At 72.0% G+C, this 13238-nt stretch carries 11 protein-coding genes; 10 read left to right on the top strand and 1 reads right to left on the bottom strand.

Annotated features, from left to right (window positions below; all coding sequences use genetic code 11):
- Window positions 1-88 precede the first annotated feature (88 nt).
- The 6 genes from FOE67_RS05010 (at window position 89) to FOE67_RS28900 (ending at window position 7248) form a co-directional block, all read left to right on the top strand.
- On the top strand, window positions 89-253 hold the full coding sequence (locus tag FOE67_RS05010) for a hypothetical protein (RefSeq protein ID WP_182660827.1): 165 nt from the start codon (window positions 89-91) through the stop codon (window positions 251-253).
- Window positions 254-375: 122 nt separating this feature from the next.
- Complete coding sequence (locus tag FOE67_RS05005; protein WP_182660825.1) at window positions 376-1416, top strand: 3-isopropylmalate dehydrogenase; 1041 nt, start codon at window positions 376-378, stop codon at window positions 1414-1416.
- Window positions 1417-1800: 384 nt separating this feature from the next.
- Entirely contained in the window at window positions 1801-2946 is a 1146-nt protein-coding gene (locus FOE67_RS05000; RefSeq protein WP_182660823.1) for a branched-chain amino acid aminotransferase, read from the top strand.
- Between the two features lie 386 nt (window positions 2947-3332).
- Complete coding sequence (gene cimA, locus FOE67_RS04995) at window positions 3333-4991, top strand: citramalate synthase (RefSeq protein WP_182660821.1); 1659 nt, start codon at window positions 3333-3335, stop codon at window positions 4989-4991.
- A gap of 335 nt (window positions 4992-5326) precedes the next feature.
- Window positions 5327-6910, top strand: coding sequence for an acyl-CoA carboxylase subunit beta (locus tag FOE67_RS04990; protein WP_182660819.1), 1584 nt, complete (start codon window positions 5327-5329; stop codon window positions 6908-6910).
- A gap of 110 nt (window positions 6911-7020) precedes the next feature.
- Window positions 7021-7248: an acyl-CoA carboxylase epsilon subunit gene (locus tag FOE67_RS28900; protein WP_323384243.1), complete on the top strand. Its 228-nt coding sequence runs from the start codon at window positions 7021-7023 to the stop codon at window positions 7246-7248.
- A 187-nt stretch (window positions 7249-7435) separates the two neighbouring features.
- Here the strand turns inward: FOE67_RS28900 and FOE67_RS04980 are convergent, their stop codons facing one another.
- Window positions 7436-7597, bottom strand: coding sequence for a hypothetical protein (locus FOE67_RS04980; RefSeq protein ID WP_182660817.1), 162 nt, complete (start codon window positions 7595-7597; stop codon window positions 7436-7438).
- Window positions 7598-8280: 683 nt separating this feature from the next.
- Between FOE67_RS04980 and FOE67_RS04975 the strand changes: the two genes are divergently transcribed.
- The 4 genes from FOE67_RS04975 (at window position 8281) to FOE67_RS04960 (ending at window position 13222) form a co-directional block, all read left to right on the top strand.
- Entirely contained in the window at window positions 8281-11721 is a 3441-nt protein-coding gene (locus FOE67_RS04975; protein ID WP_323384240.1) for a nitrate- and nitrite sensing domain-containing protein, read from the top strand.
- A 13-nt stretch (window positions 11722-11734) separates the two neighbouring features.
- Window positions 11735-12148, top strand: coding sequence for a roadblock/LC7 domain-containing protein (locus tag FOE67_RS04970; RefSeq protein WP_143624021.1), 414 nt, complete (start codon window positions 11735-11737; stop codon window positions 12146-12148).
- Between the two features lie 86 nt (window positions 12149-12234).
- Window positions 12235-12648, top strand: coding sequence for a DUF742 domain-containing protein (locus tag FOE67_RS04965; RefSeq protein ID WP_182660815.1), 414 nt, complete (start codon window positions 12235-12237; stop codon window positions 12646-12648).
- A complete protein-coding gene (locus tag FOE67_RS04960) occupies window positions 12629-13222 on the top strand; it encodes a GTP-binding protein (protein WP_143620751.1) in 594 nt (197 codons plus the stop codon). Before FOE67_RS04965 ends, FOE67_RS04960 begins: the two co-directional genes overlap by 20 nt.
- Window positions 13223-13238: the final 16 nt, after the last annotated feature.

The following is a 13238-nucleotide window of genomic DNA, read 5'->3' as shown; positions in this document are numbered from 1 at the left end:
CCCGTCACAGCCCCGGCCCCCGCCCCTTTGGCGCATCAGGATTCCTCCGTACCCGCCCTCGCGGGACCACACCGGGAGCCGATACACCATGGCCGCAACCACCGCCGCGATGCTGCGCCGTCGCACCCGCCACACCACCGCAGCCGACACCACCCGCCGGAACGCCGCCGTCGCCCTCCAGCGCGCCCTGGACCGCCGGGACAACGGCGGGGCGGGCGAGCCCGTGGTGCCCGCCCACCCCACCGACCACTGACCGGCCTCCGCCGGGCCGGGGTCGCCCCCCGGCCCGCGGTCGGCGCCGTCCCCCCGGACCCCCGACGGGTCCGCATCGTGGACGTCCCGGTACCGACGGCCGGACCGCAGTAGGGTCCCCGCATGGCACGCAGCATCAATCTCGCGGTGATCCCCGGCGACGGCATCGGCCCGGAGGTGGTGGCCCAGGGGCTCAAGGTCCTGGAGGCCGTCCTCCCCGCGGACATCAAGGTCGAGACCACCCGGTACGACCTCGGCGCCAAGCGCTGGCACGAGACGGGGGAGACCCTGACCGACGCCGAGTTGGAGCGGCTGCGCGGTCACGACGCCATCCTCCTGGGGGCCATCGGCGACCCGACCGTGCCCTCCGGGGTGTTGGAGCGCGGGCTGCTGCTGAAGCTGCGCTTCGCCTTCGACCACTACATCAACCTCCGGCCGAGCCGGCTGTTCCCCAACACCGCCTCGCCGCTGGCGGGCGACCCGGAGATCGACTTCGTGGTGGTCCGCGAGGGCACCGAGGGCCCCTACGTCGGCAACGGCGGGTCCATGCGGACCGGCACCCCGGCCGAGGTCGCCACCGAGGTGAGCCTGAACACCGCCTACGGGGTCGAGCGCGTGGTCCGCGACGCCTTCGAGCGCGCCTCCGCCCGCCCGGCGCGCAAGCTCACCCTGGTGCACAAGAACAACGTCCTGGTCCACGCCGGCCACCTGTGGACCCGGACGGTGGAGCGCGTCGGTCGCGAGTACCCCGACGTGACCACCGACTACCTGCACGTGGACGCCGCGACGATCTTCATGGTCACCGACCCGGGTCGCTTCGACGTCATCGTCACCGACAACCTCTTCGGTGACATCCTCACCGACCTGGCCGCCGCCATCACCGGCGGCATCGGGCTGGCCGCCTCCGGGAACATCAACCCCGGGGGCGAGTTCCCCTCCATGTTCGAGCCGGTCCACGGCTCCGCCCCCGACATCGCCGGCACCGGGAAGGCCGACCCCACGGCCACCGTCCTGTCCGTCGCGCTCCTCCTGCGCCACCTCGGCCACGAGACCGAGGCCGTGCGGATCGAGGAGGCCGTCACCGCCGACCTGGCGGAACGCGACGGCACCGCCCGCAGCACGGACGCGATCGGCGACGCGCTCGCCGCCCGGGTAGCCGGCTGACCGCCGGCGCCCGATCCCCGATCGCCCGCCGGCGGTCCGGCCCCGTGCCGGCCGTCGGCGACCCCGGCGGACCGACACCGGCCCCTCCCGCTCCGTCCGCGCCCGCGTCCCTCCCGTCCGCCCCCACCGGGGTGGGCGGGGCACGGTGACCCGGCGCGGTTCCCGGAGTCATGCCCCGGGACCGCCACCCCTGTGTACGGCACGGCCCCCGCGCGCGATAATCGGACGCGGGGCCGATGCCTCCCCCGATGCTTGGACGTCCGAGCATCCACGCCCCGCGGCCCACCGCGCCGCCCCGGCCCACCGGCCGCCGGGCGCGCGGGGCCCGCGGCGCGGCACCGGGGAGCGCGGTCCACCACGACACCAAGCGAAGGACCGCCAGAGATGACGACGCCCCGCATCGCATTCGACCTCAAGCCCACCGGGCAGCCGCTCCCCGAGGAGGAGCGTGCCGCGGTGCTGGCCAATCCCGGTTTCGGCCGCCGCTTCACCGACCACATGGTCACCATCCGGTGGAGCGAGGGCCGCGGTTGGCACGACGCGCAGCTGGAGCCGTACGCCCCGCTGCAGATCGACCCGGCGAACATGACGCTGCACTACGCGCAGTCGATCTTCGAGGGGCTGAAGGCGTACCGCCAGGCGGACGGCGGTGTCGCCGCCTTCCGCCCGGAGGAGAACGCCCGCCGCTTCCAGCGCTCGGCCCGACGGCTGGCCATGCCCGAGCTGCCGGTGGAGACCTTCGTCGAGGCGATCGACCTGCTGGTCCGGCAGGACGAGGCCTGGGTGCCGGGGGAGGGGGAGCAGTCCCTCTACCTGCGGCCCTTCATGTTCGCCACCGAGGTCGGTCTCGGGGTGCGGCCGGCGAACGAGTACCTGTTCATGGTGATCGCCTCCCCGGCCGGGGCCTACTTCCCGCGCGGTGTCGAGCCGGTCTCCGTCTGGTTGTCCGAGGAGTACGTGCGGGCCGCCCCCGGTGGCACCGGCGAGGCCAAGTGCGCGGGCAACTACGCCGCATCCCTGGTCGCCCAGGCGGAGGCCGCCGAGCACGGCTGCGAACAGGTCGTCTGGCTCGACGCGGTGGAGCACCGCTGGGTCGAGGAGATGGGCGGCATGAACCTGTACTTCGTGTACGGGGAGGAGGGTCCCGACGGCACGGGGCGGGAGAACGTCCGCATCGTCACCCCCGAACTGACCGGCACCCTGCTGCCCGGCATCACCCGGCTGTCGCTGCTGCGGATCGCGGAGGACCTCGGCTACGCCACCGGGGAGGTCAGGCTGTCCACCGAGGACTGGCGGCGGGGCAACGAGGACGGCTCCATCAGCGAGGTCTTCGCCTGCGGCACCGCCGCCGTCATCACCCCGGTCGGCCATGTGAAGTCCGCCCGCGCCGCCTGGACGGTGGGTGACGGGGGCACGGGCCCGATCACCCTGCGGCTGCGCGAGACGCTGCTCGCCATCCAGACCGGCCGGGCCCCCGACACCCACGGCTGGATGCACCGCATCGTCGACCCGGAGACGAGCGTCGGCTGATCCGACCGGCGGCCCCCGGGACCGACCGACCCGATCGACCCCACCCGGGGCGCCGGCGGACCCCCTCCGCCGGTGCCCCGGGGACGTCTGTTCGGATGCTGAGACGGCGCCGGATCGAGGTGCTTTCGTCCCGGGGGTGTGCCAGAATCCCGACCGTGCTCTCGTTCGCCATGATTATCGGTGACAGCGCGCCGGTCCCCGATGGCCACTGAACCGCACGGAAACCCGGGCGGCGGTACCCATCGTTCCGCAGGACCCGCGCGCAGACCTCTCGCACCCGCGAGGGGTTTTTTCGTTTTCCGGCCCACCTCGCCGGGGGACGGGCGCACGGGACGGCAGCCGGGGAGCGCATCCCAGGACGCATTCACCCAACAGGAGTGTCAACCATGACGGCCACGCCGCAGGACACCCCCGGTCCCGCCCACCGGGCCGGGGAGCCGGGGGCCGACGTGCCCGGGGACCGCGACGCCTTCCACGTCTTCGACACCACGCTGCGCGACGGCGCCCAGCGCGAGGGGATCAACCTCACCGTCGCCGACAAGCTGACCATCGCCCGCCACCTGGACGAGTTCGGCGTCGGCTTCATCGAGGGCGGCTGGCCCGGCGCCAACCCCCGGGACACCGAGTTCTTCCAGCGCGCCCGCCGGGAGATCGACTTCCGGCACGCCCGACTGGTCGCCTTCGGCGCCACCCGCAAGGCCGGGGTCGCCGCCGAGGACGACCCCCAGGTACGTGCCCTGATCGACTCCGGGGCCCCCGTCGTGACCCTGGTCGCCAAGGCCCACGACCGGCACGTGGAACTCGCGCTGCGCACCACACCGGAGGAGAACCTGGCGATGATCCGGGAGACCGTGGAGTACGTGCGCTCCCGCGACCGCCGGGTCTTCGTCGACTGCGAGCACTTCTTCGACGGGTACGTCGCCAACCCGGAGTACGCCCTGGAGGTCGTGCGCACCGCCGCCGGGGCCGGGGCCGACGTGGTGGTGCTCTGCGACACCAACGGCGGCATGCTGCCCTCCCGGATCCACCGGGTGGTCTCCGAGGTGATCGCGGCCACCGGCGCGCGTCTGGGCATCCACGCCCAGGACGACACCGGCTGCGCCGTCGCCAACACCCTGGCCGCCGTCGAGGCCGGTGCCACCCACGTCCAGTGCACCGCCAACGGTTACGGGGAACGGGTGGGCAACGCCAACCTCTTCCCGGTGGTCGCCGCGCTGGAGCTCAAGGAGAACCGCCGGGTGCTGCCCGCCGGCGCACTGGCCGAGATGACCCGCATCTCGCACGCCATCGCCGAGGTGGTCAACCTGACCCCCTCCACCCACCAGCCCTACGTCGGTGTCTCCGCCTTCGCCCACAAGGCGGGCCTGCACGCCTCCGCCATCAAGGTGGACCCGGACCTCTACCAGCACATCGACCCCGAACTGGTGGGGAACTCGATGCGGATGCTGGTCTCCGACATGGCCGGTCGGGCCTCGGTCGAACTCAAGGGGCGAGAACTGGGCTACGACCTGACGGGGCAGCGGGAGCTGATCGGTCGGATCGTGGAGCGGGTCAAGGAGAGGGAGCTGGCCGGGTACACCTACGAGGCCGCCGACGCCTCCTTCGAGCTGCTGCTCCGCGACGAGGTGCAGGGCCGCACCCGGCGGTTCTTCCGGTTGGAGAGCTGGCGCACCATCACCGACCGGCGGCCGGACGGGGAACAGGAGAACGAGGCGACCGTCAAGCTCTGGGTCAAGGGCGAGCGGGTGGTGGCCAGCGGTGAGGGCAACGGCCCGGTCAACGCGCTGGACCGCGCGCTGCGCGCCGGCCTGGAGCGCACCTTCCCCGAACTGGCGCGTTTCCAGTTGGTGGACTACCGGGTGCGCATCCTGGAGGGCCGGCAGGGCACCCAGTCCACCACCCGCGTCCTGGTCACCACCGGGGACGGCACGGCGGAATGGTCCACGGTCGGGGTGGGGGAGAACGTCATCGCCGCCTCCTGGGAGGCGTTGCAGGACGCCTACACCCACGGCCTGCTGCGCGCCGGCCTCCAGCCCACGGAGTGAGCCGGGGGTGAGGCCCCGTCGGCCCACCGGGCGCGGCGGGCTTCCGCCCGGGGGTGGTCCGGCCCCCGGGCGGAGAGGGCGGTACGGTGCGGTGCCACCCCGGTCGGCATCGCGCGCCCGGGCTCGCGCGCCGCTCCCGTCCCCTCGGATCTCCGCCGGGGTCGCGCGGGCCCGGTTTGTGGAAACCCCACCATCGCCTCCGCTCCCGTGTGTGGGACCACGCGCCCCGGGACGCTTCCGTGCGTCGCTTCTGTCCGGCCGGGCCATGAAATGCCGACCGACACTGTGACTTTCCGACGAGGGCACGGCGGGCGGCACTTTCGTAGGGTCTGTACATGACCGATCAGGACCCGACGCCTTCCGTGACCGCCGATGCCCGGGGCCGGGTGGCCGAGTTGCACGAGATCCGTGCGAGCGCCCACGCCGGCCCGAGTGCGAAGGCCACCGAGGCGCAGCGCGCCAAGGGGAAGTTGACCGCGCGCGAGCGGATCGATCTGCTGCTGGATCCGGGCTCCTTCCGGGAGATGGAGCCGCTGCGGCGGCACCGGGCGACGGGGTTCGGTCTGGAGGCGAAGAAGCCCTACACCGATGGTGTGATCACCGGGTGGGGGACGGTGCACGGGCGGACGGTCTTCGTCTACGCGCACGATTTCCGGATCTTCGGTGGTGCGTTGGGCGAGGCCCACGCGCAGAAGATCCACAAGATCATGGACAAGGCGATCGCGGCGGGGGCGCCGCTGGTGTCGTTGAACGACGGTGCCGGGGCGCGGATCCAGGAGGGTGTCTCGGCGCTGGCCGGGTACGGCGGGATCTTCCAGCGCAACACCCGGGCCTCGGGGGTGATCCCGCAGATCTCGGTGATGCTGGGGCCCTGCGCGGGTGGCGCGGCCTACAGCCCGGCGCTGACGGACTTCGTGTTCATGGTGCGGGAGACCTCGCAGATGTTCATCACCGGCCCGGACGTGGTCAAGGCGGTGACGGGCGAGGACATCACCCAGAACGGGCTGGGCGGCGCGGACGTGCACGCCGGGACCTCGGGGGTCTCGCACTTCGTCTACGACGACGAGGAGACCTGTCTGGAGGAGGTCCGCTACCTGCTGTCCATGCTCCCGCAGAACAACCGCGAGAACCCGCCCTCCACGGAGAGCGAGGACCCGGTCGAGCGCCGTTCGGAGACGCTGCTGGATCTGGTGCCGGCGGACGGCAACCGCCCCTACGACATGCGGGCGGTGATCGAGGAGATCGTCGACGACGGCGAGTTCCTGGAGGTCCACGAGCGCTGGGCGACCAACATCATCTGCGCGCTGACCCGGTTGGACGGCGAGGTGGTGGGCATCGTGGCCAACCAGCCGCAGTCCCTGGCCGGCGTGCTGGACATCGAGGCCTCGGAGAAGGCCGCGCGCTTCGTGCAGATGTGCGACGCCTTCAACATCCCGATCGTCACGCTGTTGGACGTGCCGGGCTTCCTGCCCGGTGTGGACCAGGAGCACGGCGGCATCATCCGGCACGGCGCCAAGCTGCTGTACGCCTACTGCAACGCCACCGTGCCGCGCATCTCGATCGTGCTGCGCAAGGCCTACGGCGGCGCCTACATCGTGATGGACTCCCAGTCCATCGGCGCCGACCTGACCTATGCCTGGCCGACCAACGAGATCGCGGTGATGGGTGCCGAGGGTGCGGCCAACGTCATCTTCCGCCGGCAGATCGCCGCCGCCGAGGACCCCGAGGCCATGCGGCAGAAGATGGTCAAGGAGTACAAGGCGGAGCTGATGCACCCCTACTACGCGGCCGAGCGCGGCCTGGTGGACGACGTCATCGACCCCACCGAGACCCGCGAGGTCCTCATCCGCTCCCTCGCGATGCTGCGCACCAAGCACGCCGACCTGCCCTCCCGCAAGCACGGCAACCCGCCCCAGTGACCGCGGGCCCGGGCCCGTCCCGTCCCGTTTCGTTCCGTCCCGCCCCCCGACCGCTGCCGCCGGGTTCCGCGCCGCGTGCCCGCCGGACCCCATCAGGAGGAGAGAGCATCGTGAGCATCGCCCCGACCGAGTGGACCGCTCCCGTCGCCGACCCCGTGCGGGTCGAGCGCGGCCGGGTCAGCGACGAGGAACTCGCCGCCGTGACCGCCCTGCTGCTCGCCCGGGCGGGCGCGGCCCGGGAGACCGCCCCCGCCCCGGCGCGGCGGCGTTCCTCCGCTGGGTGGCGTCGGCTGGAGCGCACGCCGGGCTTCCGGGCCCCGCACAGCTGGCAGGGCTGACCCGCCCCCGCCCTTCCGCACCCCGCGATCGTCCGGGAACGTCTTCGGCCGGTGGCCACCGATATCGGTGGCCACCGGCCGAAGACGTTCCCGGACGATCGACGGGAACCGTCGGGGTCCCCCGTTCGTGGAAGGTTCACGGGACCCGCGGGATGCGGCGGGTCCCGTGGGGGAGGGGTGTCCTCCCTCAGGAACCGGGGAGCTCCATCAGCACCGTACGACGGGGGTTGGCGGTGGAACCCGGCAGCGCCTCCCCCCGCCGACCCCGGGAGGTGGGCGCGGGAACCGGCCGCATGAGGTTGGTGCGGCGGGGGTTGGCCAGGGAGCGGAAAGCGGGGGTGGTGGTCACGTCGGCTGCCTCGGATCACTCGGAAGGACTGGTGCGGTGCGGAACGGCCGGCGTGGTGGTGCACGGGGTCGGGGCGTCCCGTCCGGGAGTGACCACCGCCGCGTTCCCGCCCGGGGCGGAAGCGCTCGGCTCACCCCGGGCAGCCGGCCCCGGGAGCCGGGACCGCGCGGGACGAGGGTAGCCCTCCGAGTCGTTGCGGCCTCCCACTACCCCGACCCACCGGGGTTCCACACTGTGATGTTCGTCACTGCACCGGAGTGATTTGCGCGACCATCGACACCCGTTCAATGCTGCCAAAAGGGGATAAGGCGCCCAGTCGTACATTCATCCGATGGCTCCGAACGGGGGGGCGAAGGTGGTGATCGATGGGCGATATCGGCCCATTGGCCCCTTTTCTTGCCCCTTGTGTCTCACCCGGAGTGAAGGGTTCACCACGTCCGGTCCCGGCATCGAACCCGGTCCCCCCGGCCCTTGTTGGAGTTCGAGCACTGTGCTGGAATTCGACGGACCGTTGCGGGAAAGCAGTCGGCGTTCCGGGGCGCACCACCCTCGCGCCGCGCGACGGCTGCTCGAAAGGGGACGTTTCGGTCACCCACGACCGTCAGGGGGGTTACACGGTCCCCCGGCTCGATACCGTCTGCCGCCTCCGCGGCACGACGCCTGGTCCAGAGGTTGCGACGCCAGTGCAGGGACGTTTCAAGAGGGAAGGCAACGCCGGCGGAGAGTCGGAGCGGGGCGGCACCACCGGCCGTCACTCCTCCTCCGGGCGTGCTCACGGCGATGACACCACGCAGGCCGCCGTGACCGCCGACGAACCCGGTGCGCGGGAAACCGCGCAGGGGGACGCCGGTACCGCCGCCGCGCCCCGCAAGGCCCCGACCGGAAGCGGTTCGCGTCTCGCGCTGGGCAACTGGCGCATCAGTACCCGCCTGGTCTCCCTGATCGCGCTCCCGGTGGTCGCGGCCACCGCCCTGGGCGCGGTCCGTATCCAGGACTCGATGGAGAGCATCGAGCAGCTGGACAACATGCAGCTGCTCACCAACATGACCCAGCAGGCGACCCGGCTGGCCGCCGCGCTCCAGGAGGAGCGCGACCGGTCGGCGGGTCCGCTGGTCAGTGGCCGCAGCGCCAAGAGCGAGGACGTCACCGCCCCCCGCGAGCGCACCGACTCCGCCCGGCAGGCCTTCGCCGAGGCCACCCTGGCCATCGACAGCGGCGACGCCTCGATGGTGGGCATCAACGCCCGCGTGCTGGACATCGGTCGCCAGCTCAACCAGATCAAGACCATCCGCGACGAGGCGTTCGAGGACGAGGACTACGTCTCGCAGACGGTCATGCGCTACAGCGAGCTGATCGACTCGCTGCTCTCCCTCGCCCAGGACCTCGCGCAGGCCACCAGCAACAGCGAGATGATCCGCAGCACCCGGGCTCTCGCCGCCTTCTCCACGGCCAAGGAGCAGGCCTCCATCCAGCGGGCCATGATCAGTGGTGGCTTCGCGCGCGCCGAGATCGACGGTCAGGAGGCCGTCCTCTCCCGCAGCGACTGGCGGTACGGCAGCACCGCGCTGGACAACGAGAAGGCCGCCATGCGGAGCTTCGCCCAGCTCTACGGTGACAAGGAGCGCACCGACGAGCTGATCGAGCCGCTGGAGGGCGGCATCGTCAACGTCGTGGCCGCCAACCAGCTGGCCGAGAGCGTCTTCTCCAAGGAGGACGCGATCACCGGCCAGTTCCGCAGCTACCGGGACTGGTACGACCTCAGCCGCACCAAGATCGAGGCCATGGACATCATCGAGCAGACCCTGCTCGAGGAGATGGAGGAGCAGGCCCGCCAGCTCCGTGACGAGGCCCAGCGGGAAGCCATCCTCAACGGCGCCCTGATCATCCTGGTGCTCGGTCTCTCCCTGGTCGGCGCCTTCGTCGTGGCCCGCTCCATGGTCCGCTCCCTGCGTCGTCTGCAGGACACCGCGCAGGACGTGGCACACCGCCGCCTGCCCGAGATCGTCCGCCAGATGTCCGAGGCCGACCCCCAGGACGTGGACACCACCGTGGAGTCGGTCGGTATCCACACCCGTGACGAGATCGGTCGCGTGGCCCAGGCGTTCGACGAGGTGCACCAGGAGGCGGTCCGCCTCGCCGGCGAGCAGGCCCAGCTGCGGGGCAACGTCAACGCGATGTTCACCAACCTCTCGCGCCGCAGCCAGGGACTCATCCAGCGCCAGCTGTCGCTGATCTCCGAACTGGAGTCCCGCGAGGCCGACCCCGACCAGCTCTCCGCGCTGTTCAAGCTCGACCACCTGGCGACCCGCATGCGTCGGAACGGCGAGAACCTGCTGGTTCTCGCCGGTGAGGAGCCCGGTCGGCGCTGGACCCGTCCGGTTCCGCTGGTCGACGTGCTGCGCGCCGCCGCGTCCGAGGTGGAGCAGTACGAGCGGATCGAGTTGGCCGCCGTGCCCAAGACCGAGGTCGTGGGTCGGGCCGTCAACGACCTCGTGCACCTCCTGGCCGAGCTGCTGGAGAACGCCACCTCGTTCTCCTCCCCGCAGACCAAGGTCAAGGTCACCGGCCACCAGCTCCCCGACGGCCGGGTGCTGGTCGAGATCCACGACACCGGTATCGGTCTGTCCCCCGAGGACCTCGGGGAGATCAACGAGCGACTGGCCAACCCGCCGACGGTGGACGTCTCCGTCTCCCGCCGCATGGGTCTGTTCGTGGTCGGTCGCCTGTCGCTGCGGCACGGCATCCGGATCCAGCTGCGGCCGTCGGACTCCGGCGGCACCACGGCCCTGGTCATGCTGCCCGCCGAGGTGGCCCAGGGCGGGGTGCGCAAGCCCAACGGTCCGGCCGGTGGCCGCACCGACGCCGCCGCGCAGCCCCCCTCCGCGACCCTTCGCCGCGAGCCCGCCGACCGGCGGGGGCCCGGCGATCAGGGGCCGCCGGTGGAGCCGGGCCCCTCCCGGGGCCAGGTTCCCGGTGCCGCGCGACCCGCGCTGCCCTCCCGCCCGATGGGCCCGGGCGGGCCCTCGGCCCCCGGTGGCCCGGCCGCTCCGGGCCAGGGCTTCCCCCCGTCCCCGGCACCGGCGCCCGCCGGTGCGGGTGCCGGGGAGCGCCGGCCGAGCTGGGCCTCCGCGGGCAACGACCGAATACCGGCCGACGCCCGGGCCGAGGCCCCTCGCGGACACGAGGACCCGAACGCCGGTGACACCCGGGAGTTCCCGGCCGTGGCCCCGACCGGTGCCCCCGCCGGCCAGAACTTCGGCCGGCACCAGCAGGAGGCGCCTCCCCGACAGGACCTGTTCGGCGGTACCCCGCAGGCGCCCGCCGACGACCACGCCCGGGCGGCCGCCCGCGGCGGGCAGCCCCGGGACGACTGGGCCGCCGGGTACGCGGGCGCACCGGGTACCCGACAGGGGCAGGAGCCCCCGGCCGGGGAGCGACCCGCCGGTCCCGGTGGGGGGTGGGCGCCCGCGCCCGCGGCCAACCCCGCCGGAGGGGCCAACCCCGCGGAGGCCGAGCGCTTCCCGGTGCCGCGCGATCGCCGGCCCGAGGCGCTGCCCCCGGCGCCGAGCGAGCCGGGGCGCGCCCCGGAGCGCACGCCGATCTTCGAGGAGATGGAGTCCACCTGGTTCGGTTCGCGTCGGCGGACCGTGCCCGCTCCCGCGCCCGGCGCGGGGGACTCCAACGGTTCGGAGGGGACGGAGGCCGCCTCCGGGGGGCAGCGTCCCACCGCGCCGACGGCCGCACCCGCACCGACGCCCTCCCCGGCCCCGTCCTCCGGCGCGAACGGCTCCCCGGAGCCCGCTCGTGCGGGTGCGGAGCGGTCGGGCTGGGCCGCCTCGCCCAACGACGAGCGCTGGCGCCGTGCCGAGCAGCTGCGCCAGCCCGCCGCGGGCGGGATCACCACCTCGGGTCTGCCGCGGCGCGTGCCGCGGGCGAATCTGATGGCGGGTACCGCGCAACAGCGCGAGACCACGACCACCGGACCACAGGTTTCCCGGGCCCCGGCGGATGTCCGGGGCCGGTTGACCAACCTCCGCCGAGGCATCCAACAGGGTCGTCAGGCGGGTACGGGGGCCACGAACACCGATCGGGGCTTCGGTTCGAACTATGGGCAGGAGCGTTGAGGTGAGCGGGATGATGAGCCAGGCGGCGCAGAACCTGAACTGGTTGATCACCAGCTTCGTGGACAACACCCCCGGGGTGTCGCACACGGTGGTGGTATCGGCCGACGGTCTTCTTCTGGCGTTGTCCGAGGGTTTCCCGCGGGATCGCGCGGATCAGTTGGCGGCGGTGGCGTCGGGTCTGACGTCGTTGACGGCGGGTGCTTCGCGGATCTTCGAGGGCGGCGTGGTGAATCAGACGGTGGTGGAGATGGAGCGCGGCTTCCTCTTCCTCATGTCGATCTCGGACGGTTCCTCGTTGGCGGTATTGGCGCACCCGGACGCCGACATCGGTTTGGTGGGGTACGAGATGGCGTTGTTGGTGGACCGCGCCGGTGCGGTTCTGACGCCCGATCTCCGCGCCGAACTCCAGGGTAGTCTTCTCAACTGAACCGAACGCTCCCCCCACATGAGCACCAATCAGGCCGTCAGGCACACGACTCGCAACGCCGATCTCATGTCCCCTCCGGAGGAGCTATGACCACCCCGCCACCGTCGCAGGGTTCGTACGGTGACCGCCATGCCGGCGCCGCCTACGACGACGAGGGCGAACAGCCGTTGGTGCGTCCGTACGCCATGACCGGTGGGCGGACGCGCCCCCGGTACCAGTTGGCGATCGAGGCCCTGGTCAGCACCAGTGCCGAGCCGATGCAACTCCAGGGGCTGCTTCCCGAGCACCAGCGGATCTGCCAACTCTGTCTTCCGGAGGTCAAGTCGGTCGCGGAGGTTTCCGCGCTGCTCTCCATTCCCCTTGGTGTGGCCCGGATCCTCGTCGCCGATCTGGCGGAGGCCGGGCTGGTCGCCATCCACCAGCCGGGAGAAGGCGATTCGGCCGGACAGCCGGATGTGACGCTGCTCGAAAGGGTGCTCAGTGGACTTCGCAAGCTCTAGCGGTGCGGCCGGGGCGGCTCCGGCTCGTTCCACGACTTCGGCGAAGATCGTGGTCGCCGGTGGGTTCGGTGTGGGCAAGACCACGTTCGTGGGTGCTGTTTCGGAGATCAATCCGCTGCGGACCGAGGCGGTGATGACGTCGGCGTCGGCGGGGATCGATGATTTGACGCACACCGGTGGGAAGACCACGACGACGGTGGCGATGGACTTCGGTCGTATCACGTTGGATCAGGATTTGATCCTGTATCTGTTCGGGACGCCGGGTCAGGATCGTTTCTGGTTCATGTGGGACGACCTGGTGCGTGGTGCGATCGGTGCGGTGGTGTTGGTGGACACGCGTCGGTTGGCGGATTGTTTCCCGGCGGTGGATTACTTCGAGAACAGTGGTCTGCCGTTCGTGATCGCGTTGAACGGGTTCGACGGGCATCAGCCGTACTCTCCGGAGGAGGTGCGGGAGGCGTTGCAGATCGGGCCGGACGCGCCGATCATCACGACGGACGCGCGGCATCGTGCGGAGGCGAAGTCGGCGTTGATCACGTTGGTGGAGCACGCGTTGATGGCGCGCCTGCGCTGAGCCCACCCCCACCCCC

The sequence above is a fragment of the Streptomyces calidiresistens genome, from assembly GCF_014141525.1.
GTDB classification, from domain to species: domain Bacteria; phylum Actinomycetota; class Actinomycetes; order Streptomycetales; family Streptomycetaceae; genus Streptomyces; species Streptomyces calidiresistens.
The sequence above is the reverse complement of the archived record's forward strand: the minus strand, read 5'-3'. Positions and strand labels throughout refer to the sequence as shown.

Coding starts and splice junctions, on each gene's coding strand:
- FOE67_RS04965 (WP_182660815.1), top strand. CDS start 12,235: ATGACCACCCCGCCACCGTCGCAGGGTTCGTACGGTGACCGCCATGCC.
- FOE67_RS05005 (WP_182660825.1), top strand. CDS start 376: ATGGCACGCAGCATCAATCTCGCGGTGATCCCCGGCGACGGCATCGGC.
- FOE67_RS05000 (WP_182660823.1), top strand. CDS start 1,801: ATGACGACGCCCCGCATCGCATTCGACCTCAAGCCCACCGGGCAGCCG.
- cimA (WP_182660821.1), top strand. CDS start 3,333: ATGACGGCCACGCCGCAGGACACCCCCGGTCCCGCCCACCGGGCCGGG.
- FOE67_RS04970 (WP_143624021.1), top strand. CDS start 11,735: ATGAGCCAGGCGGCGCAGAACCTGAACTGGTTGATCACCAGCTTCGTG.
- FOE67_RS04990 (WP_182660819.1), top strand. CDS start 5,327: ATGACCGATCAGGACCCGACGCCTTCCGTGACCGCCGATGCCCGGGGC.
- FOE67_RS05010 (WP_182660827.1), top strand. CDS start 89: ATGGCCGCAACCACCGCCGCGATGCTGCGCCGTCGCACCCGCCACACC.